This is a genomic window from Streptomonospora sediminis, from assembly GCF_054778995.1.
The window spans coordinates 106,428-129,821 of sequence record NZ_BAAGYZ010000082.1 but is presented as its reverse complement, the minus strand read 5'-3'; the positions used below and the strand labels follow the sequence as shown (position 1 = coordinate 129,821).

Genomic DNA, 23,394 nt, shown 5'->3' with positions numbered 1-23,394 from the left:
GCGGCCGGCCGGACCCATCGGGCATGATGGGGGCGAAGGGTTCACCGCGACACGGGTGGCCGCGCAGGCAGCGCGGCGTTGCCAGGGGAAGGCGGGGAGTGTGGCCGAATTTCGCATCACCTCCGATGACAGCGGCGAGCTGGATCTGCGGCGGCTCGCGGCCGATCTCGCGGAATCCCAGGGCTGGCCGCGCGACCAGGTGAGCATCTGGCAGAACCGCGGCGGCGGCGACGTGGTGGTCACCGTCGATCCGGCGCTGCTGTCGCGGCGGGCGCCCGATCCGCTGGCGGCCCCGGTACACACCCGCAGCGACGTGCACCGGGCGTGCGAGACCCTGCGCCGCAGCGACCCCTCGCTGCGGGGGGTCGAGTTCACCGAGCTGCGCGATGAAGCCGCCCGGTTCTTCTCCGCGGGCTGGACTCTGGGCGATCTGCTGCATGCCCTGGGCCACCGCCACGATGGTGCGCCGTGGCCCCAGGGTGCCGGTTATGAGGGCGTCGAGTGGTTGCAGCACCGGCTGCGCAACTGGAAGTCGGAAACCGGCGACATCCGCCCGTCGGCCTCGCAAGAGGGCGCCCAGCTGCGCATCGTCGGCCGGATCGGGCTGCCCAGCGACCTGGGGCTGGGAGAGGACGATGCCGATACGCCCCGCCGGGCCGCCTCCGCCCAGACCGCGCGGGCGGCCGCCGACGATGCCCGCCGCTTGATGCGCGCCCAGTCGCGCACCACCAGCGACGCGCTGGAACACCGCGACCGCACCGCCAACCACATCACCCGGTCGAAGCGCTAGGAGACCGCGCCGCCCTGCCTCGCGGGCCGGTTTCCCGGATTCCGGTTGCCGGACCTGCAGCGCTGCGTGCCGCAGACCTGGTAATTTCTGACCATGCGGCCAGAAATCAGTGCGGACGGTCACGAAAAGCGCTCGTTCATCGAGGAAGCGCGGCGGGCGCAGATAATCGAGGCCGCCATCAGCACCATCGCCGATGCCGGTTTCTCCAATGCCTCGCTGGCCAGGATCGCCAAACAGGCCGGCATCAGCAAGGGCGTGATCTCCTACCACTTCTCCGGCAAGGACGAACTGATGGAGCAGGTCGTGGCCCGGGTCTACCGCGACGTGATCGAGTTCGTGGTGCCGCACGTCCTGGAGTCGGAGGACGCCCGATCGGCGCTGCGCGCGCACATCCTGTCCGTCGCCGAGTACATGCAGGGGCACCGCGACCGGTTCGTCGCGCTTGCCGGCATCTACAACGGGTCGCGGACCGCCCAAGGCAATACCCGGTACGGCGTCGCGAGCCTCGAACCCATCTACCGGTCCTACGAGGAGAGGTTCCGCGCCGGCCAGGAGTCCGGTGTGTTCTGCGACTTCGACCGGCGGGTGATGGCGGTGACGCTCCAGTCGGCCATAGACGGCATGTTCGAGTACTGGTACACCTACCCCGAGTACGACATGAGCGCCCACGCCCGCGAACTCGCGGACCTCTTCGACCGCGCCACCCGGGCTGAGAACCAGCCTGGTTGATTCGTTCGCTTTGTGATTCGGGGGACCGTGATTCGGGTGGACACGGGTCCGCTCGGCGGCCTTGCCCCGGTCGGCCCACGGATCTGGACGTGAAAAGCGGCATCGACGGCCGCAAAGGGTCAAGGCCGGCTGCGGCGGTACTGCGAGCAGGCGGTAGCGGCCCCAACGGGGCGGCACCGGTCCGCTGTGCGGCCTTGCAGTCGGCCGGGTACCGGGCGGCCTGCAAGGAAAGGCGGCGCCGGGGCGGCGCGGGCCCGGGCGGGCGGCCACCGGTGCCGTGCACGGGTGGCCGAGGCCGCAACGGGGCGGCGATGGCGGGCGGCGTTGCGGCTGACCGCGCTACCTGTTTCGTCCCACTCGAATCAAAACGCAAACCGGTCATCTCGGGAGCAATGCGTCGCTCATGGGCTGCCCGTCGTGATGATCATGCAGAAATACCCACATATTAGAGCTGAGACCGGCATTTCTGCATGGTCGTTGCCTACTTCAGCCCCAACCGCCACCAGTTCACCCCCTCCTGCACCGCCTGTGCCGCCCCGCCATCCGCGGCCGCTTGCGGCCACCGGCGGCGCAAGCACCGGCCGAGCAGCACGGATGTGCCTTCCGACTCCCGCACCCCGCCCGGCCTGCCGTACCGAAAGTCGACCGTGCAGCCAACGGCGTGTCCATATAGCTTGCTTTCTGGGCGTACAACCTGAAAACTGTCCGCATGGACAAAAAATCGGCCGCAGCTGTCTCCGGCCCCACCGCCGACCGCACCGCACCCGGCCCGCACCCGCAGGCACGCGCCGCTGCACCGCGCCCCCGGGTGTACTACCTCGACAACATCCGCATCGCGCTGACGATGCTCGTCGTCCTGCACCACGTGGGGGTGACCTACGGCAACATCCCGCGCTGGTACTACGCCGAGCCGGCCCAGGACCCCACCGGCGGCCTGCTCGACCTCCTGGTCGTCATGAACCAGGCGTACTTCATGGGGTTCTTCTTCCTTATCTCCGGATTCTTCGTCCCCGGCTCCCACGACCGCCGGGGCTCCCGCCCTTTCCTCGGCGGACGCCTCCTGCGGCTCGGAGTCCCGCTGCTGCTCTTCGTGCTGCTGATGCGGCCGGTGCTCAACCTCCCCGACTACATCGACAACCCCGCCGGCCTCCCCTTCTGGCGCGTTTTCCTCAACAACTGGGGGACGGGGCCGATGTGGTTCGTCGAGACGCTGCTGGTGTTCAGCCTGGTCTATGTGCTGATCAGGAGGATTCGGGCGCCGCGCGCCACCGGGGCGCCGCAGCGGGCCGGCGCCGCCCCGCCCCGCGCGTGGACCAAGGGCCTCTTGCCGGTCGCCGGCTTCACGGTGCTGCTCATCGCCGCCACCTACCTGTGGCGCATCCCCGTCCCGATGAATACGTCCTGGCCGGTCACCGGCCTGCCCTCGCCCGCCTACATGCCGCAGTACGCGCTGCTGTTCACCGTCGGGATCCTCGCCTTCCGCAACGGGTGGCTGAACCTGCTCGAAGGGATCCCCCGGACGGCGGGGTGGGCGACGCTCGCGTTCGCCGGCGTCTCCGGTGTCGCCTATTTCCCCGCACTCGTGTTCTGGGGGGTCGGCACCGGGCCCGGATCATGGCAAACGCTGGCCACCGCCGCCGTGGAGTGCTCCTTTGCCGTTTCGATGATCATCGCCGTGCTGTGGCTGTTCCAGCGCTGGTTCAACCGCAGGGGCGCGTTCGGGAGGTTCCTCGCCGACCGGGCATACGGCGTCTACTTCCTGCACCCGCTGGTGCTGGTCGGCCTCAGCCACGCCTTGTCCTGGTGGGAGGCGCCGGCGATCGCCAAGTTCGCCGCGGTGGGCGCGCTGGCACTACCGCTGTGCTGGTCGGCGTCCCACCTGCTGCGCCTGGCTCCCGGCGCCAAACGCGTATTCTGATCGGCCGCGCGCAGCGGGTTCAGAAGACCTCGGCCAGCCGTCCGAACGGCGTGACCTCGCGGAAGCGGTCGTGCCGCTCGGGCGGTTCGGCGTGTTCGAGCACCCAGGTCGCCGGATGCGGCACCAGGACCGCGCCCAGCCCGGCTTCCAGCGCCGGCAGCACATCGGAGCGCACCGAGTTGCCGATCATCCAGGTGTGTTCGGGGTTGAGCCCGTGGGACCGGCCGAAGGTGCGGTAGGCCGCGGTGTCCTTCTCGGGCACGATCCCGACCCCGGTGAACAGCGGGGCGAGTCCCGAGCCGTCGATCTTGTGCTGCTGGTCGGCGCTGTGTCCCTTGGTGAGCAGGTACAGGGTGTGCCGCTCCCGCAGCGCGTACAGGGTCTCCAGCACGCCTTCGAGCAGGACGATCTCGCCTTCGACGATCCGGGTGCACAGCCGGTGCAGGTGCGCGCGGTCGGCCGCGCCGACTCCGGTGCCGGGCCGCAGCCGCGCCAGGCAGTCGCCCAGGCTGCGTTCGAAGACCCGGGCGCCGTAGCCGTAGGCGGCGCTGTTCTCGCGCTCGATTTCGGTGAGCACCGCGCGGACCTCGGCGCGGGAGAGGGTGGGGTGGCCGACGTAGTCGACGAACTCCTCGATCGCCTGCTCGAAGAGGATGTTGCATTCCCACAGCGTGTCGTCGGCGTCGAAGATCAGGTTCATCGGACGCGGCATCGGCTCCCCCGCGCGGTTGTGCGCGCCGTTGTAGCGGTTTCTGCGCCAAGGAGCGTACCTGGATCAATACCGGCACGACACCAAAGCGTGGCCTACGTTACATTCGGGCGATTACGCCCTAGCGTGAAAGGGCGGTCCGCCGCGCGAGCGCACGCGGCGCGCCGGGTACACCACCGGGAGGCACGCATGACGCAACCGTCCCTGTCGCAACTGCTGCCGGTCGACGCGATCGTCACCGGCATCGAGGTCGAGGGCTGGCGCGCGGCGATCAGAGCGGCCGGCGAACTCCTGGTCGCCACCGGAGCCACCACACCCGACTACATCGGCGAGATGCAGGACGCCGTCGATGAGTACGGCCCCTACATCGTGATCGCGCCCGGTCTCGCACTCGCCCACTCCAGGCCCTCCCCCGCCGTCTTGCGCACCGGGCTGTCCTGGGCAGGGCTGCAGAATCCGGTCGAGTTCGGACACACCACCAACGACCCCGTCCGGCTGGTGATCGGGCTGGCCGCCGCCGACCACGACGGCCACTCCACGGCGCTGTCGCGGCTGGCCCGGCTGCTGGCCGACCCCGCGCGGCGGGCGCGGCTGACCGGCGCCACCACCGCGGCGGAGATCCACAGCACCATCAGCGAGTACGAAACGAGCGCAGCAGAATGAAGATTCTCGCGGTATGCGGCATGGGTATCGGCACCAGCATCCTCCTCAAGGGCAACGCCGAAAAAGCGGTCCAAGACCTGGGCCTGGACGCCGACGTGGAGGTCGCCGACATCGGCACGGCCCGCGGGGCGGCGGCAACCGCCGACGTGGTGCTGACCTCGGGCGAACTCGCCACCGAACTGGGCGACCTGGGCATTCCGGTGGTTGTGGTGAACAACTTCGTCGACGCCACCGAGATCCGCGAGAAGCTGGGCGCCGCCATCGGCGCGTGACCGCGGGCCCCGGCCGGCCCGCCGGCACCCTGCCCGCGCTGCGGCCGCCGGGCACCCGCGGCCGCAGCGGCCGAACCATCCCTGTCTGCCAGGAGCGGCTCTATGGATTGGCTCGTCGCCGTCGTACAGTTCATCGTCAACGAGATACTGAGCATCCCGGCCTACATGGTCGGGCTGATCACCGCCGTGGGTCTGATCGCGCTGCGCAGGTCGACCGGCCAGATCGTGGGCGGCGGGCTCAAAGCCGTACTGGGTTTCCTGCTCATCGGGGCGGGGGCCGACATCGTGGTGGCGGCGCTGGAGCCGCTGGGGCAGATGATCCAGGGGGCCGCCGGCGCCCAGGGCGTGGTCCCCACCAACGAGGCGATCGTGGCCATCGCCCAGGAGCGGTTCGGCGCCCAGGTCGCCTGGACCATGATCGCGGGCTTTGCGCTGAGCCTGGTGCTGGCCAGGTTCACCCCGCTGCACTACGTGTTCCTCACCGGCCACCACATCCTGTTCATGGCGACGCTGCTGACCATGGTGCTGGCCACGACCGCGCTGCCCACCGCGGCGGCGGTGGTGCTGGGCGCGGTGCTGCTGGCCGCGGTGATGGTGTCGCTTCCGGCACTGGCCCAGCCGTGGACCCGCCGGGTCGGCGGCGACGGCAAGATCGCCATCGGGCACTTCGGCACGCTGGGCTATGTGGCCGCCGGCGCCACCGGGCAGCTGGTCGGGCGGACCAGCCGCAGCACCGAGGACCTGAAACTGCCCGAAGGGCTGCGGTTCCTGCGCGACTCCATGGTGGCCACCGCGTTGTCGATGGTGCTCATCTACGTGGCGGTGGCGCTGGTGTTCTGGGCGCGGCAGGGCACCGCGGCCGCCTTGGAAACGTTCCCGCCAGCAGAAGGCATCGACCCCACCATCGGGCACTTCCTGATGCAGTCGGTGATGCAGGGCCTGCAGTTCGGCATCGGCGTCGCAGTGATCCTCTACGGCGTGCGCACCATCCTCGGTGAACTGGTGCCCGCGTTCCAGGGGATCGCCGACCGCGTGGTGCCGGGGGCGGTGCCTGCGCTGGACGTGCCGATCGTGTTCCCGTTCGCGCAGAACGCGGTGCTGGTGGGCTTCCTCGCGAGCTTCGCCGGCGGACTGGTGACCCTGGCGGTGATGGCGGTGGCGGTCAACCCGGTCTTCGGGCTGGCGCTGATCCTGCCCGGGCTGGTGCCGCACTTCTTCACCGGCGGTGCGGCCGGGGTGTTCGGCAACGCGACCGGCGGCAGGCGCGGCGCGGCGGCGGGCGCCTTTGTCAACGGCGTGCTGATCACGCTGCTGCCCGCCTTCCTGCTGGGGGTGCTGGGCGACTTCGGCGGTGCCAACACCACGTTCGGCGACGCCGACTTCGGCTGGTTCGGCATCGCGATCGGTTACGCCTTCCGCACCGGCGACGCCGGCGGCGTGGTGCTGGCGCTGCTGATGGCGGCGGTGCTGCTGGCGGGTGCCGTGCTGGTGCAGAAGCGCGCGGTCGAACGGGGCTGGGATCCCGGTGCCCGCCACGAGGCGGCCCTGGCCGAACGCGCCGAGCAGGCCAAGGGCCCCGACCAGGGCGGCACGGGCAAGACCGCGGGCGGGGACGGCTCCTGAGGGCGGCCGGAGCGGTGGAGGAGTGCCGCTCCGGCCGCCCCCGGTCAGGATCCGGCCGCGGTGATCTTCCAGGTCCCCACGTCGTTGTACTCGGAGTCGTAGATGTCCGAGCCATCGCCCGGCTTCATGTCGTAGTAGCGCAGGTTGCCGCCCCAGTACCGCAGGATGCGGCCCAGTTCCGCGACAGCGTTGCCGCCGAACGCGTCCTCGCCCATCTCTACCTCAAGAACGAACTTCATCGCGCGCCTCCTTCGGCACAGGCTGACCGGTCCGGGCGATCGGTGGTTCGCAGCGGGTTCCCGATCGCCCTTCCTTCAATAATCTCATTGAAATTGCTTTAGAGACTTTTTTGCTGCAGCTTCCTGTTCATGGCCGGAATTCCGGCGGCCAACCCTCAAACATCTTCTACAGGGGCCGATCGTTGCCGCAACCCGGCGGCGCGCTCGGCTGTTACGCGGCGCGGCCGGAGCGTAGCGTCGGGGCATGAGCGATGAACCCGTCCTCGTCGAACACGAGGGTGCCGTGGCCACCATCACCATGAACCGGCCCGGCCGCCGGAACGCGCTGTCCGCCGACCACATGCGGCGGCTGACCGCGGCCTTCGAGGAGGTCGGCGCCTCCAGTGCCACCGGCGTGATCCTGGCCGGCAACGGCCCGGTCTTCAGCGCCGGGCACGACTTCGCCGACGTGGCGGCGGCCGACCTCGACGGTGCCCGCGAACTGCTGCACACCTGCGTACGGCTGATGGAGACCGTGCAGTCGGTACCGCAGGTGGTGCTGGCGCGGGTGCACGGGCTGGCCACCGCCGCCGGCTGCCAACTGGTCGCCGACTGCGACCTGGCGGTGGCGGGCCGCAGCGCCGGATTCGCCGCCCCCGGCGGCAAGGGCGGCTGGTTCTGCCACACGCCGATGGTGGCGGTCTCGCGCTGTGTCGGCCGCAAACGCGCAATGGAGATGGCGCTGACCGGCGACACGATCGACGCCGCAACCGCCGCCGAATGGGGTTTGGTCAACATGGCGGTGCCCGACGCCGAGCTCGACAGTGCGGCGCGCCATCTGCTGGAACGCGCCACCCGCGGCTCCCCGCGCAGCACCGCGCTGGGCAAGCAGACGCTTTACGCCCAGTTCGACCGCCCCGAAAACGAGGCCTACAGCCACGCCGTGGAGGTCATGGCCGCCAGCAGCCAGACTCCCGAGGCCCGCGAAGGCATCTCCGCCTTCCTGGAAAAACGCCCGCCGGTCTGGCCCCAGTGACCGGGTGTCGGGCCCGAGGGCCAGCGCCGGTTCAGCGGGCGGGCGGCGGCGGGTGCGAGCCGCCGGTATCCACCGGTGGGGCGGCGGTCGCCAGCTCGGCGACCGCATCGCCGGCCGAACCCAGCGCCCGTTCCAGGGGCCCGCGGCCCAGCGCCAGGCGCCACAGGGCGGCGGAGAGCAGCGACCCCAGCACGAACGCCTCCAGCCGGAAGGGCGCGATGTCCTGGGCGGAGAACCCGAGCGCCGCGATCACCAGGACGTGGCCGGTGTAGATGGTCAGCGCCATGGAACCGGCGGCGGCCAGCGGATACAGCGGCGCGGCGGCGAGGTCGGTGGCGGCCATGCAGGCCACGAGCACCAGCAGCGCCGTGCCGACGGCGCCGGCGATCTCGAAGCCGGTGCCGCTGTGCGGGCTGGCCACCACCAGGTACCAGAGGGAATCGGTGGGCACCTGGCCGTGCAGGTCGCCTAGATCGGCGGCGACGTCGCTGCGCATCGGGCCCCGCAGCACCGGGTCGGTGCCGGCGAGGTCGAAGGAGCCGCCCAAGCGCGCCTGCAGCAGCCGGTCGATGCCGCCGAGCGGGTACAGCAGCAGCCAGGAGCCGCCGTATCCCACCAGCGCGAGGCCGGCTCCGCCCGCGGCCAGGGCCGCGCGCACCCGCGGCGCTCTCAGGTCCAGCCGGCCCGCGGCCATGCCCGCCACCACAAAGGCCATGAAGCTGGCGGCCGGGTAGTAGCCGGTCAGCAGGAAGTCGGTGACTCCGCCGATGGAGGAGACCCGCGCGCCGGGTTCGCCCATGGCGCCGCGGACCAGGTAGGACAGCACCGGTCCCAGCACCGCGATGGCGGCGGCGATCGCGCCCAGTGCGGGCGCGCGCAGGCGCAGCAGCGGCAGTGCGAGCAGGAAGAACCCGGCGTAGTAGGTGAGGATGACCGCGATCGGCGCGCCGGAGAGGTCGAGCAGCAGCCCGAGCACGGCCAGTACGAGAGCGCGTACCAGGATGCGGGCGCGGGCGGCCTGCAGGGCCGTGCCCGCGAGCGGGCGGGTGCGGCCGGTCATCAGGGCCAGCGATACACCGGCCAAGAACGCGAACAGCGCCGAAGAACGGCCGCGGGTGAGCCCGTGGAGGGTTTCGGCGGCGGCCTCGCCGAACGCGTCGCCGCCGAAGACGCCGATCGATCCCACCCCGAGGTGGACGGTGAACATGCCGAACACCGCGAGGGCGCGGGCGACGTCGATCCCGGCGATCCGCCCGTCGCGGGCTTCGCGGGAGGGCTCGGACCCCCGGTGGGGAATCTGCTGCGACACGCGGACCAGACTAGGCGGGATTGCGGTTGGTTGTCCCCTCGATCCCGATGCGCCGGATATGCAGCGTGCCCGTCCGGCGGCGGCACACCCGGCCGGCCCGCGGCCTGCGCACCGGTCGCACCGGGCCGCGGGCTGCGGGCCGCACCGCCTCAGGCGCCGCCGGGCCGCTCGGCGGACAGCCGGCTGAAGTAGTCCAGGGCCTGGGGGTTGGCCAGCGAATCGCGGCTGGCGACGCGCTCGGGGTGCTCCCCCATCAGGATGCGTTTGACGGGCACTTCCAGCACCTTGCCCGACAGCGTGCGCGGAACCTCGCTGATGGCGCGCACCGCGTCGGGCACGTGCCGCGGCGAGCAATCCTCGCGGATGCGCCGGGCCAGGCGCGAGACGAGCTGGTCGTCGAGGTCGGCGTTCCCGCGCATCACCACGAACAGCTCGATGCGCGAGCCGCCCTCGGGCTGGGGCACGTCCACCACCAGCGCGTCGGTGACCTCGTCCAGCGCCAGCACGGCGCGGTAGATCTCGCTGGTGCCCATCCGGATGCCGCCGCGATTGATGGTGGAGTCGGAGCGGCCGTAGATGACGGCGGTACCGCGCTCGGTGATCTCGATCCAGTCGCCGTGGCGCCACACGCCCGGATACGTCGAGAAGTAGCTTTCGTACAGCCGTTGGCCGTCGGGGTCGTTCCAGAAGTAGAGCGGCATCGAGGGGGCCGGTTCGGTCACGACCAGCTCGCCGACCTCGCCGATCAGCTCGTTGCCTTCGGGGTCCCAGGCGGCCACGGCCATGCCCAGCGCGCGGGCCTGGATCTCGCCCTGGTAAACCGGCCGGACCGGTACCCCGCCGACCAGGCAGCTGCAGACATCGGTGCCGCCGCTGGTGGAGAACAGCCACAGGTCCCGGCCGAGTTCGCGGTAGCACCACTCGAACGCTTCGGGGCTCAGCGGCGAACCGGTCGAGCCGACCGCGTGCAGTTGCGAGAGGTCGCGGCCGCGGGCCGGGTGGATGCCCTCTTTCAGGCAGGAGGAGAGGAAGCCCGCGCTGGTGCCGAAAACCGTGATCCGGGCCCGCTCGGCGAGGTCCCACAGCGCGCCGAGGTCGGGGTGGCCGGGGCTGCCGTCGTAGAGGACGATGGAGGCCTTGGTCAGCAGCATGCTCACCAGCAGGTTCCACATCATCCAGCCGGTGGTGGTGTACCAGAACACCCGGTCGCCCGCTTGGGCGTCCATGTGCAGATTCAGGTTCTTGAGCTGTTCCAGCAGGATGCCGCCGTGGCCCTGCACAATGGCCTTGGGCAAGCCGGTGGTGCCCGAGGAGAACAGCACCCACAGCGGGTGGTCGAAGGGCAGCTCGGCAAAGGCCAGTTCGGCGCCCGCCCCCGCCGACTCCAGGTCCTCCCAGTCCAGCGCGCCCTCGACACGGGTGCCGCCCAGGTAGTTCAGCACCACGGTGTGCTCGACGCTGGGCAGTTGCGCGCGCAGTTCGGCGAGCACGCCGGTGCGGTCGAAGTCCTTGCCGCCGTAGCGGTAGCCGTCGACGGCCAGCAGCACCTTGGGTTCGATCTGGGCGAAGCGGTCAACGACGCTGCGCACCCCGAAGTCGGGCGAGCACGAGGACCACACGGCGCCGATGGAGGCGCAGGCGAAGAAGGCGGCCACCGCCTCGGCGATGTTGGGCAGGTAGGCGACAACACGGTCGCCCTTCCGCACGCCCAGGTGGCGCAGTCCCTGCGCGATGGCGGCGGTGCGGGAACGCAGTTCGCCCCAGGTCCACTCGCCCAGCATGCGCAGCTCCGCGGCGTGGCGGATGGCGACTGTGTCGTCGTCGCGGTCGGCGAAGACGTGCTGGGCGTAGTTCAGTTGCGCACCGGGGAACCACTGCGCACCCGGCATCGAGCGGTCGGCGAGCACCTGTTCGTAGGGCGTCCGGGAGCTGACCCCGAAGTACTCCCAGATCGCCGACCAGAACCCGTCCAGGTCGGTGACCGACCACCGCCACAGCGCGTCGTAATCCGCGGCCTCGATTCCGCGGTGCTCGCGCACCCACTGTGTGAAGGGGGTGATGTTGGCGCGCTCGCGCCGGTTCCGGTCCGGTTCCCACAGCAGCGGCGGTGCTGTCCGCATATCCGGCTCCCTCCTTGCTGCACGCCGGAATTCCAGGTCCGGCCGCGTAAGTGTGACGCCCATCATCCAACAACATGCCGGTACGCCACGCAGGCGGGGGCGCAAAGCCCTGCGGGTTCCATCCGCCCGCCGGCCGCGGCGGCTTCCGGACACCCCGCAGCGGAAGTTGCGGCGATAGGGCGCCGCCGCCGCTGCGGACGCCGGCCGCGGCCCGGGTAACCTTCGTTGCGTGGGCTCCGGTCCGCCGTGCCGGGGCTCCCCTACATGCCAAGGCCGCGGACGTGCTGGGGACGGGAGGCAGATCGGGCGGTGCGCATTCCCGAATTCAGCCGACGGGCGCGGATCATCGGCGCGGCGGCGGCTGCGATCGTGCTCGTTTGCACGGCCGTCATGCTGGTGCCCCCCACCCGCGAGGGCGTCCTCGACGCCTGGTGCGAAACCACCGGGCAGGGCTGTTCCCGGCTGGAGGACCCCCGCCGCGACTACGACGGCGCATCGGGCTGGCGCCAGCGCCTCACCCCTGAAGAGGCCGCGTCCTGGGGCAACTATGTCGCACTGGGCGACTCCTACTCCTCGGGCGAGGGCGCCGGCGACTACACGCCGGAAACGGCCGCCACCGACGGCTGCCGGCGTTCGGCCAACGCCTACCCCCGGCGCCTGTCGGACTCCTACGACTTCTCCGGGCAGCTCGGGTTCTACGCCTGCAGCCGCCAGCGCGGCGCTGACATGTTGGAGACCCTCGACGGTGCGGAGTCCCAGATCGGGCGGGTGGGCCCGCACACGTCGCTGGTCACCATCGGTATCGGCGGCAACGATCTCGGGTTCACCAGCGTGCTGCGCGCCTGCATGGTGCGGGTGCCGCTGATGGAGACCAGCGCCTGCAGCGACCAGGAGGAGGACATCGAGGCGCGCATCAACGCGTTCGATTCCACCTTCGACGACATCATCGGCGAGATCCGCGAGCGCGCCCCCGATGCGCGCATCCTGGTCGTCGGCTACCCGCGGCTCTTCCCCGCCGACCCGGAAGGCATGTACTACACGCTGGCGCCCCACGACCAGGAGTGGCTGAACACGATCCTCAAGCGGTTCGACGCCCGTATCCAGGAGGACGTGGGCGAACTGGACGCCCAGATCGTCGACGACCGCCAGACCGGCAGCGTGGAGTACGTACGGATGTACACGGCGCTGAAGGGCCACGAGATCGGTGCCGAGCATCCGTGGCTCAACGGGGTGCTGCTGGGCGACCTCTCCGGGGGTGTCGAGGTCGACCACGGCACCTTCCATCCCAATGCCCGCGGGCACAAGGCGTTCACCAAGCGGATCGTGCGGCAGTTGGACGACGGGCCGGGGCGGGCGCTGTACGCCGCGCAGGAGACCTTGGAGGGTGTGGACTCCGAGGTCCTCGCAGGCGAGGTCGACTGAGCCCGACCGCTGTGCCCGGCCCGGGTGCGGCGGGCGAGCGGGTGCCGGCGCGCGCGGCGCCCGCACCCGCTCGCCCGTCCCGCTCGCGGCGGCGGGGCGCCGTGTCCGCGGGGGTTCGGCCGGGCTCAGCCGCGGGTGGCGCCCAGCTCGGCCAGCACGGCGCCGATCTGGTCGAGTGCCCAGTTCAGGTTGTCCTCGGTGACCACCAGCGGCGGCGACAGCCGGATCGTGGAGCCGTGGGTGTCCTTGACCAGCACGCCGCGTTCGGCCAGTAGCTCGCACATCAGCCGGCCGGTGGCCAGTTCCGGCGCCACGTCGATGCCCGCCCACAGGCCGATGCTGCGGGTGGCGACCGCGCCGTTGCCCTCGAACTCCTTGAGCCGGGTGCGCAGTATCTCGCCCAGGCGCCGCGCATTGCCGAGGTAGGGGCCCTCGCGCAGCATCCGCACCACCTCGGTCCCGATGGCACAGGCCATGGGGTTGCCGCCGAAGGTGCTGCCGTGCTGGCCGGGTTTGATGACCCCCAGCACGTCGGCGTCGGCGACCATCGCCGAGACGGGCAGGATGCCCCCGCCCAGCGCCTTGCCGAACAGGTAGGCGTCGGGGACGACACCGGTGTGCTCGCAGGCGCGCACGGTTGCGGTGCGGCCCAGGCCCGACTGGATCTCGTCGGCGATGAGCAGTACCCGGTGCCGGTCGCAGAGTTCGCGCAGGCGCGGCAGGTAGTCGGGTGGCGGGACGATGACGCCGGCCTCGCCCTGCACGGGTTCGACCAGTACCGCCGCGGTGGTGGAGTCGATGGCGCCGGCCACCGCGTCGGCGTCGCCGTAGGGAACGCTGCGGAACCCGGGGGTGTAGGGACCGTAGCCGCCGTAGGCGTCGGGGTCGTCGGAGAAGGAGACGATGGTGGTGGTGCGCCCGTGGAAGTTGCCGCCCGCCACGACGATGGTCGCCCGGTCGGCGGGAACGCCCTTGACGTCGTAGGCCCACCGGCGCGAGACCTTGACGGCGGTTTCGACCGCTTCGGCCCCGGAGTTCATCGGCAGCACCTGCTCCTTGCCCGCCAGCCCGGCCAGCGCAGTGACAAAGGGGGCGAACCGGTCGTGGTAGAAGGCGCGGCTGGTCAGCGTGACGCGTTCGAGTTGGCGCTGTGCGGCAGCGGCGAGGTCGGGGTTGCGGTGGCCGAAGTTCACCGCGGAGTATCCGGCCAGGCAGTCGAGGTAGCGGCGCCCCTCGACGTCGGTGACCCAGGCGCCCTCGCCCTCGGCGATGACGACGGGCAGCGGGGCGTAGTTGCGGGCGGAGTGGGTTTCGGCCAGCCTGATGTGCTCGCCGGTGGAGTCGATGGCTCCGGCGGGGTCGCCGCCGGAATCCTGTGGTCCCAGAGCGCGGGTCTCGCTCATCCAGGTTCCTCCGATCACCGTTGATCGATTGACGCTGAGTGGATACCCGCTCCCCCGGTGCGCGAAGCGCTTCCGCCGCGGCGGCCCTCAGCTGCACCCGGCGGCGCACAGCCCCTGCCGCCCGCGGCCGGGAGCCGCCGCCGTGAAAGCCTGTGATCGGTTCGGCATCGTTTCGCCGCGGACACGGCATGTGGGCGCCGCGCCGGCGGGTACGACTCCGGACGGGAGGCGGCCCCCTGCCGCGTTCCCGGCCGCCGCACCGGCGACCCCCGCATCCGACCGCCCGTAGCAGCGAAGGAACGAACGTGAGCACCTGCAACATCCTGTCCATCGCCGGCAGCGACCCCAGCGGCGGAGCCGGTGTCCAGGCGGATCTGAAAACGTTCTCGGCCCTGGGCGGCTACGGCATGACCGTTATCACCGCGCTCACCGCGCAGTCGACAACGGGTGTGGCGGGGGTGCAGGAGATCCCGGCGGAGTTCGTCGCACGCCAACTCGACACGCTGCTGACCGACGCCCGCGTGGACGCGGTCAAGATCGGCATGCTGGCCAACGCCGGGGTGGTCCGCGCCGTGGTCAAGGCGCTGGACTCCTATGAACCGCCCAACGTAGTGCTCGACCCGGTGATGGTGGCCAAGAGCGGCGACCGGCTGCTGGCACCCGACGCCATCGAGGCCGTGCGTACCGACCTGGTGCCGCGCGCCGACCTGATCACGCCCAACCTGCCCGAGGCCGCCGAACTGCTCGGCGAGAACGAGCGCCACGACCTGTCCTCAATGCGCGAGCAGGCCGAGCGGCTGTTGGAGCTGGGGGCCGAGCGGGTGCTGCTCAAGGGCGGCCACCTCAGCGGGCAGAGCAGCACCGACCTGCTGGTGGCCGCCGACGGTATGACCGAGACCTTCTCCGCCGAGCGCATCGCCACGTACAACACCCACGGCACCGGCTGCACGCTGTCCTCGGCGATCGCTGCGCTGCGCCCCCAGCGGCGCAACTTCGCCGAGGCGGTGCGGGGCGCCAAGGACTACCTGACCGAGGCGCTGCGCCGCGCCGACGAGCTCGACGCGGGCCGCGGCCGGGGCCCGGTGCACCACTTCCACCCCTGGTGGGACGGCGGGGACCGAACCCACTAGATCGGGGACCGAGGGTTCTGCGGCGTCGTCGTGGAAACGGCGAACGGGAAGAACGCCGCTCACACGGTCGCCGTTTTCGAGAGCGACCTGTGGAGCAAGAAGGCGGAGTTCGAGGAGATCGCGCCGCAGTTCGGATTCACCAAGCTGCTCGCGGCGCCGTTGTCCTGGGGCAGGCGGCCCCTGCAGCCCGTCGGCGCGCTCGCGTGCGGCAGGGCGCACCCCCGTCGATCACACCGAACGGTGATCCGGAAGCCACCCGAAACTATCGACTAGCCATAGCTGGGCGCCTGCGGTGGTTTTCGGGTGCCAGTTATGCGGGCTTCCTGCCGCAGGGACGGTCGACAGCCTCCGAAATCTTCCGGAAATTATTGACAGCCCCATGTGGCCGCCCGAACACTGTCACTACTGACGGAGCGACCCCGAGCTGCAACCGCGACCACCCACTTCGACCTGGTCTTTCCGTTCGTCGGCGCAGGTCGACCGGACCATTCCGACGCGTCGGACAGCGCCGAGCCGCGGCGGCCGCCCCCGGCCGCCGTCAGTCCCGCCGTTCTTCACGAGGAGGAAGAACCGCAGATGATCACATCCCCCACACGTCCGAAGAGCCGTCGACACAGCAGAGTCAGACGGGTCGCCGGACGCGCCTTCGTCGCCGCGGTAGCGATGGTCACGGCCTCGACCGTGCTGCCTACCAGCGCCAGCGCGGCCATCACGTCCAACCAGACCGGCACCCACGACGGCTACTTCTACTCGTTCTGGACCGATTCCGAGGGCACCGTATCCATGGAGAACGGCCCCGGCGGCAACTACAGCACCCAATGGAGCAACACCGGCAACTTCGTCGCCGGCAAGGGCTGGAGTACCGGCGGGCGCCGCACCGTGGAGTACTCCGGCAGTTACAACCCCTCCGGAAACTCCTACCTGACACTCTACGGGTGGACCCGGGACCCGCTCGTGGAGTACTACGTCGTCGACAATTGGGGCAGCTACCGGCCCAACGGCGAGTACCAGGGCACCGTCACCAGTGACGGCGGCACCTACGACATCTACCGGACGATGCGCTACGACAAGCCCTCCATCGAGGGCACTGCGACGTTCCCCCAGTACTGGAGTGTCCGCCAGTCCCGCAGGACGGGCGGAACCATCACCGCCGGCAACCACTTCGACGCCTGGGCCGGCCACGGTATGAACCTGGGCAACCACGACTACATGATCATGGCGACCGAGGGCTACCAGAGCAGCGGCAGCTCCAACATCACCCTGGGCACCTCCGGCGGCGGCGGTGGTGGCGGAGGCGGCGGTGGTGGCGGCGGCGGCAACAACGGCTGCACCGCCACGCTGTCCGAGGGCTCGCAGTGGGACGACCGCTACAACCTCGGGGTCTCCGTCAGCGGCTCCAACGACTGGACCGTGACGATGAACGTGCCGTCGCCGGCGAAGGTCATGTCGACGTGGAACATCGACGCGAACTATCCCGACGCCCAGACGCTGGTCGCCACTCCCAACGGGAACGGCAACAACTGGGGCGCGACGATCGAGCACAACGGCAACTGGACGTGGCCGACGGTCTCCTGCAGTGCCAACTGAGGCCCCTCGGCCCGAGTGATTCCCACTCCCGTGGCGCGGCGGTTGCCAACCGCCGCGCCACGGGCGGATTCGGGGCAACTCCGTCGTATCCGCAGGTGCTTCAGCAAACCCCCATCCCCGATCCAGGCACGCCTGGTCCTTCCGGGTACTGCAAATGCGCAATGGGGGTGTCCGCCGCGGCGGACACCCCCATTGCGTTTTCCGGGACGGGCGGGGCCGAATGCGTGTTCCGGCCCCGCCGCGGCCGGGGTCAGGAGTCGTAGACCTTCTCGATGTTCGACTCGGGGTTCTTCCAGTCGGGGTTGGCGAAGTACTTCTTGGTCTCGTTTGCCACCACGCCGGACAGCAGCAGCAGCCCGACGAGGTTGGGCAGCGCCATCAGGCCGTTGGCGATGTCGCTGAAGCTCCAGATGATGTCCAGCGGCACGGTCGCGCCGACGAACACGACGACCACGAAAACGAAGCGGAACGGCAGCACGCCCTTGCGTCCGATGAGGAAGTCGATGCAGCGCTCGCCGTAGTAGGACCAGCCGACGATCGTGGTGAAGGCGAAGACCATCACCGCGATGGCGACGCTGTAGCCGCCGATCGGGGCCAGCGCCGGCGAAATCGTCGACAGGCCGTCCGAGATCGCCTGGGAGGTCAGCAGCGAACCGTCCTCGGCGTCCTCGGCCTGCCAGGCGCCGGTGACGATGATGACCATGCAGGTCATGGTGACCACGATGATGGTGTCGATGAACGTCTGGGTCATCGAGACCATGGCCTGGCGCACGGGCTGGTCGGTCTTTGCGGAGGCGGCGGCGATGGCACCGGTGCCCAGACCCGACTCGTTGGAGAAGATGCCGCGCGAGACTCCCTGCTGGATGGCGAACAGTAGGGCCGACCCGAGCAGGCCGCCGGTGGCCGAGGCGCCGGTGAACGCTTCGGTGAACACCAGTGCGAGCGCGCCGGGCAGCGCGGTGACGTTGGCGGCGAGCACCAGCAGGGTGACACCGATGTAGAGCACGATCATGATCGGCACGACCGCAGCGGCGAACCGCCCGATGCTCTTGATGCCGCCGATGATGACTGCACCGGCGAGGACCATCAGCACGAGGCCCGAGACCCACGGCGGCACGGACCACACCGACTCCAGTTGCAGCGCGACCGTGTTGGCCTGGGTGCCGTTGCCGATGCCGAACGAGGCGACGGCGCCGAAGACCGCGAACGCGCCGCCCAGTGCCAGCCCGAGCCCGCCGGGCAGGCCGCGGCGCAGGTAGAACATGGGGCCGCCGCTCTGCTCGCCCTTGGCGTCGGTGCGGCGGAACTTCACACCCAGCAGCGCCTCGCTGTACTTGGTCGCCATGCCGACCAGGCCGACGAGCCACATCCAGAACAGCGCGCCAGGGCCGCCGGCGCCGACCGCCAGTGCGGCACCGGCGATGTTGCCGACACCCACCGTCGCCGCCAGGGCGGTGCTCAGCGCCTGGTAGTGCGAGATGTCGCCCTCGACCGAGTGGTGCTCCTTGCGGCGGAACAGCGCCAGCCACAGCGCATGGAACAGCACCCGGAACTGCAGTAGTTTCAGCCGGAGGGTGAGGAAGATCCCGGTGAACAGCAGCAGCGGGATGAGGACGAACGGCCCCCACACCACCGATGAGATTTGGTCCAGGATCGCCTGGAGTTGTGCCATGGACGAGATCCAATCAATCGAAATACGGGGGGTACTTCACCGGGGGAATCCAGCGCAGCGAGTGGCGCGGGCGGTGAATGCACGGCGCGGCTCGGCGTGGCGAATCGGCACAGCAGCCAGCACGCGGAAAGCACGGCAAGGTTTGCACTGTCGTGTCACACACAAGTCACGGTTGGCGCACGTACCGATCGCGGTTGCGCGGTTTCCCCGGCAGTGGACGGTCGATCCGGCTACTCAGCCGTCCGCTGCGGATCCGTCGGCCTGATCCCGGGCCAGTGCCGCCACCACCGCGGCGGCCTCCACGGGGTCGGCACCCCGGCCTACCGCGATGCCGACCAGGTAGGCGGTCACCGGCGCCGCCGGGCGGGCGATCGAGTGCGCAGCGTCCTTTGCGAGGTCGAGGACGCGATCGACGTCGGACTTGCCGATCTCGTCTGCGAGTTCGAGTTCGGCGCAGACCTGCTGCGCCCATTCGACCAGGGTCATCGTCGCTGCTCCTCTGCCGGGGTGTTGGGGCGACAGTCGCCGATCATACGGGCGCGGGCGCCGCTGCGTGCGGCGGCGCGGCGCATCGCCCGGACCCGCGTCGCATTCCCGGTGGCAGAGTGTCGACCGGGCGTTCGCCGGCGGTCCGCACCGGTTCACACACGGTGCCTAACGTGCCGACCAGGAGCAGTCCCGAAAAGCGGGAGAGCCGCATGCGTCCGCCGTACTCGTCCCCCAGTCCCGACTCGACCCGCCCGCTGCGCGTGGCGATCGTGACCGAGTCCTTCCTCCCCCAGGTCAACGGTGTCACCAACTCCGTGTGCCGCGTGGCCGACCACCTGCGCGCACGCGGCCACCAGGCCATCATCCTCGCGCCGGGCGACGGCCCGGCGACCTATGCGGGTTTCCCGGTGGTGCGGCTGCCCAGCGTGCCGCTGCCGGGGTACCGCACGTTCGCGCTGGGACTTCCCGTACGCCGGCTGCTGACGGCCGCGCTGCGCGCGTTCGCGCCCGATCTCATGCACCTGGCCTCGCCGGCCCTGCTGGGCAACGCGGCGGTGGAGGTCGCCCGCCCGCTGGCGCTGCCCACTGTGGCGGTCTACCAGACCGACCTGCCGGGTTTCGCCGCCCGCCACGGCGTTCCCGGCTCGGATGCGCTCTGGCCGATGCTGCGCCAGATCCACGCGGCCGTCGACCGCACCCTGGTGCCCTCGTCTGCCACGATGCACGCACTGGCCGAGCGCGGGTTCCCGCGGCTGAGCCTGTGGCAGCGCGGCGTCGACACCGAGCGCTTCCATCCCCGCCACCGCGACGACGAACTGCGCCGGCGGATCGCCCCGGGCGGCGAGGTCCTGGTCGGCTACATCGGCCGGTTGTCCAAGGACAAGCGGGCGGGTCTGCTGGCCCACGCGGCGCGGCTGCGGGGCGCCAAGCTGGTGATCGTCGGCGACGGCCCCGATCGGGAGCGGTTGCGCCGCAAGATGCCCTCGGCGGTTTTCACCGGCCAGCGCACCGGAGCGGAGCTGTCGCGCCTCTACGCCGCGCTGGACGTTTTCGTGCACACCGGCGCCGACGAGACCTTCTGCCAAGCGATCCAGGAGGCGCTGGCCTCGGGCGTGCCGGTGGTGGCCCCGGCGGCGGGCGGCCCGCTGGACCTGGTCGACCCCGAAGCGAACGGGCTGCTCTACGCCCCGTCGTCGGTCCGCGAGATGCGCGTGGCGGTGGGGCGGCTGATCCACAGCGGCGCGCTGCGGCGGCGCATGGCCGCCGCTGCGCGGCCTTCGGTGGAGTCGCGCACCTGGGAGGTCGTCGGCGATCAGCTGCTCGACCACTACCGCTCGGTGATCGCACCCGGCGAGGTGGCGCTGCCCCACGTGCCCCTGCGCACCTGAGGCCGCTCGGGCAGCGCTACGCTGTCACGCGGCGGGGTGCGGACCCGGCCCTTCCGCAATGACCGGGGCTCCGCTCCCCGCCGACCGCTGCTCCCCGGCCGGCGGGCCGGCGGCGGGCTCGGGCACCTCTGCGGGGCCCGCCGATTCCAGGACCTCGCCGAGCCGGTCGAGGTGGTCGGCGATCCAGGGCAGGGCGAGGGGGTCATCGGCCTCCAGGGCGGTGGACCGCTGGTCGTCGGTGTCGCCGTAGAGCAGGCTCGTGGCCACCCGCATGCGCAGCGCCTGCGGGCTGTCGCCGAACTCTTCGCCCGCCAGCGCGCCCATGCCGTACTCCTCCAGCAGCAGCGCGGTGAGTCCGGCCCCGGTGGTGATTCCGTGGGTGCGGGCGAGGTGGCCGCGCCAGGACTCCAGGTCGGGATAGCAGTAGAAGGCGGCCTGCGGTGCGGCGGCCATTGCGCCGGCGGCGGCGAAGCGGTCGGCGACGGCGCGCGCGACGGTGCCGTGCAGCCGCGCGCTGCGCCGGATGTGCGCGGTGAGCTCGGCGGGTTCGGTGAAGGCGTAGGCGCCCGCCTGCTGCACGGGACCGGCCGGGGTGGACCAGATTTCACTGGCGACCCCGAGCAGCGCGGCGCGCAGCCTGCGGCCGGAGTCGCTGTCGGGCAGTCGGGCGACACCCAGCCGCCAGCCGCCCAGAGCCAGGTTCTTGCTCAGCCCGGTGGTGACCACGGTGCGTTCCGGCGCGTACTCGGCGGCGCTGTGCACGTCCGTGCCTTCCTGGTGCACCAGGTCGCGGTAGATCTCGTCGGAGATGACGACGAGGTCGAGTTCGCGGGCGGTTTCGGCGAGCCGGCGCACCGTCGCCGCCGAGGCCAGCGTGCCGGTGGGGTTGTCCGGGGCGGTGATGACGACCGAGCGGACGTCGCGGCCCTCGGCGCGGGCCCTGCACACTTCGCCGGCCAGCAGGGCGGGCTCTGGCACGCCGCCCTGGGCCGGTGCGGTGGGGATCTGCAGGCAGCGGTACCCGGCGAGCCGGGCCTGGGCGGCGTAGCTGACCCAGCTGGGCGCCGCTGCGGCGGTGTCGCCGCCGATGCTCAGCAGCAAGCTGTAGAGCAGCGGTTTGCTGCCGGGCCCGGCCACCACGAGGTCGGGGTCGGTGGGCAGGCCGCGGCGCTGCCAGTACCCGGCGGCGGCGTCGCGCAGTTCGCAGGCGCCGGCCACCGGCCCGTAGCCGTTCCTGCCGCTCTCCGCGGCAAGGGCCTCCCGCATCGCCGGGTGGACGGGAAGCCCCGCCTCGCCGAATCCCAGCGGCAGCACGGGGATGCCGCGGCGCCGTTTCTCGGCCAGTACCTCGTTCACGGCGAGGGTTGCGGACAGGGTGACAGGCATGGAGAGATCAACTCCGCAATCGTCCGAGTGACGGAAGTGCCGGCCGCGGCGGAGGTGGCTGCGGCCTGTACGTTCACCCTGCCCACTCGCCCCCATCAGTACAAGCGAGTCTTTGCGATGCAGACAGTAAGCTGTACTTATGCTTGACTTCCGGCGGCTGCAGATCTTCAAGGAGTTCGCGGAGCAGGGCACCATCGCGGGTACGGCCGATGTCCTGGGTTACACACCCTCGGCGGTGTCCCAGCAGCTTTCGGCGCTGGAACGCGAGGCCGGCACTGCGCTGATCGACCGCACCGCGCGCAGCGCCGAACTCACCGACAGCGGCCGGCTGCTGGTCGTGCACGCCGAACAGATCCTGGCCATGGTCGAGGCCGCGGAGTCGGTGCTGGCCGAGCAGAGCGGCGTCGCCCAGGGGGTGGTCACCGTCACCGCCTTCCCCACCGCCGCGGTCGCCTTCGCGCCGCTGCTGGCGCAGAGCCTGCACCGCCACGAGGGCATGCAGCTCGTGCTGCGGCAGAGCATCGGCGGGGCCGGTGCGAGCCGGGTGTCCTCGGCGGAGGCCGATATCGCGGTGATCGACGACTGGACGGGGCGGTTTCCCGACAGCGGCGCCGGCAAGCTCCGCCATCTGCACCTGCTGCGCGACCCGCTGGTGCTCGCCCTGCCCGAAGACCACCCGCTGGCCGACACCCGGCGCCCGGTCGAACTGCGCCGGCTGCTGGACGAGCCCTGGATCGCCGCGCCGCAGGGCGAACCCTCGCGCGCGGGCACCGACCGGCTCTTCGCCGAGGTCGGCGGGGCGCCGGCGGCGGCCTGGGAGTTCCAGGGCCAGGGCACCATCCTGAGTCTGGTGGCACAGGGGATCGGGATCGCCGCGGTGCCCGCACTGGCGCTGGCGGCGGGCACGGCCGGGCTGACGTTCCGGCTGCTGCCCCGTTCCCCGGCCCGGGAGATCTATGCGGTGGTGCGCGCCGGCAGCGTGCGCCGCCCGGCGATCGACGCCACCCTGCGGGCGCTGCGCGAGTCGGCCGCCGAGGTGCAGCAGAGCCTGGACGATGCGCTGGAGGGCACCGGGGTGCTGTAGGCGGCCGGAGGCGTGTCAGTCGCCGGCGCACCCTTCGAACGGCCGCAGCCGGCGGTGCAGGCGCTGCAGGCGCCTGCGCAGCCGCCGGGCGACGTGGCGGGCCCGGTCGCGCTGCTCGCGGGCCGCCCAGAAACGTTCGAACGCCTTGATGCGCTCTTGGCGCAGCTCCTCCAATTCGGCTTCGGCCGCCTCGACCCGGCGCTGGACCTCGGCGTGGGCGCGTTCCAGGCCGGCGAGTGCGGCGTCGCACTCGTCGGCCTCGCGCTGGACACGCCGCAGCCGGACGGCCACACCATGGATGTGCGCCGCACCGTTCAGCCGCCCTGTCCCAACGAACCACACATCAAGAGACCTATCCTGCAGGTCCACACCATCACCGGTATGTGGTGCAAAGAATGCGGAAAGTCACCGACGTCCGTCAAACCGCTTACTTGACGTGGAACGCG

General features: G+C 71.0%; 22 protein-coding genes. 13 read left to right on the top strand and 9 right to left on the bottom strand.

Features of this window, described 5'->3' with window-relative positions; translation table 11 throughout:
• The first annotated feature begins 100 nt into the window (after positions 1-100).
• The 3 genes from ACYVD5_RS17245 to ACYVD5_RS17235 all read left to right on the top strand — a co-directional run bounded on the left by ACYVD5_RS17245 (position 101) and on the right by ACYVD5_RS17235 (position 3,437).
• A complete protein-coding gene (locus ACYVD5_RS17245; RefSeq protein ID WP_461002081.1) occupies positions 101-790 on the top strand; it encodes a hypothetical protein in 690 nt (229 codons plus the stop codon).
• Between the two features lie 93 nt (positions 791-883).
• Positions 884-1,519, top strand: a complete 636-nt coding sequence (locus ACYVD5_RS17240) for a TetR/AcrR family transcriptional regulator (protein WP_461002080.1) — start codon at positions 884-886, stop codon at positions 1,517-1,519.
• Between the two features lie 709 nt (positions 1,520-2,228).
• Positions 2,229-3,437 carry an acyltransferase family protein gene (locus tag ACYVD5_RS17235; RefSeq protein WP_461002079.1) on the top strand — a complete coding sequence of 403 codons (1,209 nt, stop codon included), beginning with the start codon at positions 2,229-2,231 and terminating at the stop codon, positions 3,435-3,437.
• A gap of 19 nt (positions 3,438-3,456) precedes the next feature.
• Here the strand turns inward: ACYVD5_RS17235 and ACYVD5_RS17230 are convergent, their stop codons facing one another.
• Positions 3,457-4,149 (bottom strand): HAD family hydrolase, encoded by a 693-nt coding sequence (locus tag ACYVD5_RS17230; protein ID WP_461002078.1) that lies wholly within the window; start codon positions 4,147-4,149, stop codon positions 3,457-3,459.
• Between the two features lie 186 nt (positions 4,150-4,335).
• Here ACYVD5_RS17230 and ACYVD5_RS17225 point away from each other — a divergent pair, with 186 nt between their 5' ends.
• The 3 genes from ACYVD5_RS17225 to ACYVD5_RS17215 all read left to right on the top strand — a co-directional run bounded on the left by ACYVD5_RS17225 (position 4,336) and on the right by ACYVD5_RS17215 (position 6,704).
• Positions 4,336-4,809 (top strand): PTS sugar transporter subunit IIA, encoded by a 474-nt coding sequence (locus tag ACYVD5_RS17225; protein WP_461002077.1) that lies wholly within the window; start codon positions 4,336-4,338, stop codon positions 4,807-4,809.
• Positions 4,806-5,081, top strand: a complete 276-nt coding sequence (locus tag ACYVD5_RS17220; RefSeq protein WP_461002076.1) for a PTS sugar transporter subunit IIB — start codon at positions 4,806-4,808, stop codon at positions 5,079-5,081. Before ACYVD5_RS17225 ends, ACYVD5_RS17220 begins: the two co-directional genes overlap by 4 nt.
• Positions 5,082-5,183: 102 nt before the next feature.
• Positions 5,184-6,704, top strand: coding sequence for a PTS ascorbate transporter subunit IIC (locus tag ACYVD5_RS17215; RefSeq protein ID WP_461002075.1), 1,521 nt, complete (start codon positions 5,184-5,186; stop codon positions 6,702-6,704).
• A gap of 44 nt (positions 6,705-6,748) precedes the next feature.
• Here the strand turns inward: ACYVD5_RS17215 and ACYVD5_RS17210 are convergent, their stop codons facing one another.
• The gene (locus ACYVD5_RS17210) at positions 6,749-6,943 is read right to left on the bottom strand and encodes a hypothetical protein (RefSeq protein WP_461002074.1); all 195 of its coding nucleotides are present in this window, start codon (positions 6,941-6,943) and stop codon (positions 6,749-6,751) included.
• Between the two features lie 244 nt (positions 6,944-7,187).
• On the opposite strand from ACYVD5_RS17210, the gene ACYVD5_RS17205 reads away from it, so the two are divergent.
• Complete coding sequence (locus tag ACYVD5_RS17205) at positions 7,188-7,958, top strand: enoyl-CoA hydratase-related protein (protein WP_461002073.1); 771 nt, start codon at positions 7,188-7,190, stop codon at positions 7,956-7,958.
• A 31-nt stretch (positions 7,959-7,989) separates the two neighbouring features.
• On the opposite strand, the gene ACYVD5_RS17200 is transcribed toward ACYVD5_RS17205, so the two are convergent.
• Together ACYVD5_RS17200 and ACYVD5_RS17195 are read right to left on the bottom strand one after the other, a co-directional pair.
• The gene (locus tag ACYVD5_RS17200; protein ID WP_461002072.1) at positions 7,990-9,267 is read right to left on the bottom strand and encodes a heparan-alpha-glucosaminide N-acetyltransferase domain-containing protein; all 1,278 of its coding nucleotides are present in this window, start codon (positions 9,265-9,267) and stop codon (positions 7,990-7,992) included.
• Between the two features lie 149 nt (positions 9,268-9,416).
• On the bottom strand, positions 9,417-11,387 hold the full coding sequence (locus ACYVD5_RS17195) for an acetoacetate--CoA ligase (RefSeq protein WP_461002071.1): 1,971 nt from the start codon (positions 11,385-11,387) through the stop codon (positions 9,417-9,419).
• A gap of 309 nt (positions 11,388-11,696) precedes the next feature.
• On the opposite strand from ACYVD5_RS17195, the gene ACYVD5_RS17190 reads away from it, so the two are divergent.
• Positions 11,697-12,809 carry an SGNH/GDSL hydrolase family protein gene (locus ACYVD5_RS17190; protein WP_461002070.1) on the top strand — a complete coding sequence of 371 codons (1,113 nt, stop codon included), beginning with the start codon at positions 11,697-11,699 and terminating at the stop codon, positions 12,807-12,809.
• A gap of 125 nt (positions 12,810-12,934) precedes the next feature.
• On the opposite strand, the gene rocD is transcribed toward ACYVD5_RS17190, so the two are convergent.
• The gene (rocD, locus tag ACYVD5_RS17185) at positions 12,935-14,212 is read right to left on the bottom strand and encodes an ornithine--oxo-acid transaminase (RefSeq protein WP_461002069.1); all 1,278 of its coding nucleotides are present in this window, start codon (positions 14,210-14,212) and stop codon (positions 12,935-12,937) included.
• 305 nt (positions 14,213-14,517) lie between these two features.
• Between rocD and thiD the strand changes: the two genes are divergently transcribed.
• The 3 genes from thiD (at position 14,518) to ACYVD5_RS17170 (ending at position 16,929) form a co-directional block, all read left to right on the top strand.
• Positions 14,518-15,342 carry a bifunctional hydroxymethylpyrimidine kinase/phosphomethylpyrimidine kinase gene (gene thiD, locus ACYVD5_RS17180; protein WP_461002068.1) on the top strand — a complete coding sequence of 275 codons (825 nt, stop codon included), beginning with the start codon at positions 14,518-14,520 and terminating at the stop codon, positions 15,340-15,342.
• Positions 15,343-15,372: 30 nt separating this feature from the next.
• Positions 15,373-15,615, top strand: a complete 243-nt coding sequence (locus ACYVD5_RS17175) for a hypothetical protein (protein WP_461002067.1) — start codon at positions 15,373-15,375, stop codon at positions 15,613-15,615.
• A gap of 303 nt (positions 15,616-15,918) precedes the next feature.
• Complete coding sequence (locus ACYVD5_RS17170; protein ID WP_461002066.1) at positions 15,919-16,929, top strand: glycoside hydrolase family 11 protein; 1,011 nt, start codon at positions 15,919-15,921, stop codon at positions 16,927-16,929.
• A 250-nt stretch (positions 16,930-17,179) separates the two neighbouring features.
• On the opposite strand, the gene ACYVD5_RS17165 is transcribed toward ACYVD5_RS17170, so the two are convergent.
• Entirely contained in the window at positions 17,180-18,601 is a 1,422-nt protein-coding gene (locus ACYVD5_RS17165; RefSeq protein ID WP_461002065.1) for an alanine/glycine:cation symporter family protein, read from the bottom strand.
• A gap of 234 nt (positions 18,602-18,835) precedes the next feature.
• Positions 18,836-19,087, bottom strand: coding sequence for a DUF6457 domain-containing protein (locus tag ACYVD5_RS17160; RefSeq protein ID WP_461002064.1), 252 nt, complete (start codon positions 19,085-19,087; stop codon positions 18,836-18,838).
• Between the two features lie 212 nt (positions 19,088-19,299).
• Between ACYVD5_RS17160 and ACYVD5_RS17155 the strand changes: the two genes are divergently transcribed.
• A complete protein-coding gene (locus tag ACYVD5_RS17155; protein WP_461002063.1) occupies positions 19,300-20,478 on the top strand; it encodes a glycosyltransferase family 4 protein in 1,179 nt (392 codons plus the stop codon).
• Between the two features lie 24 nt (positions 20,479-20,502).
• Here ACYVD5_RS17155 and ACYVD5_RS17150 read toward each other — a convergent pair whose 3' ends face one another.
• Positions 20,503-21,864, bottom strand: coding sequence for a pyridoxal phosphate-dependent aminotransferase (locus ACYVD5_RS17150; RefSeq protein ID WP_461002062.1), 1,362 nt, complete (start codon positions 21,862-21,864; stop codon positions 20,503-20,505).
• 139 nt (positions 21,865-22,003) lie between these two features.
• Between ACYVD5_RS17150 and ACYVD5_RS17145 the strand changes: the two genes are divergently transcribed.
• Positions 22,004-22,948 carry a LysR family transcriptional regulator gene (locus tag ACYVD5_RS17145; protein WP_461002061.1) on the top strand — a complete coding sequence of 315 codons (945 nt, stop codon included), beginning with the start codon at positions 22,004-22,006 and terminating at the stop codon, positions 22,946-22,948.
• A gap of 15 nt (positions 22,949-22,963) precedes the next feature.
• Here ACYVD5_RS17145 and ACYVD5_RS17140 read toward each other — a convergent pair whose 3' ends face one another.
• On the bottom strand, positions 22,964-23,317 hold the full coding sequence (locus ACYVD5_RS17140) for a hypothetical protein (protein WP_461002060.1): 354 nt from the start codon (positions 23,315-23,317) through the stop codon (positions 22,964-22,966).
• Positions 23,318-23,394: the final 77 nt, after the last annotated feature.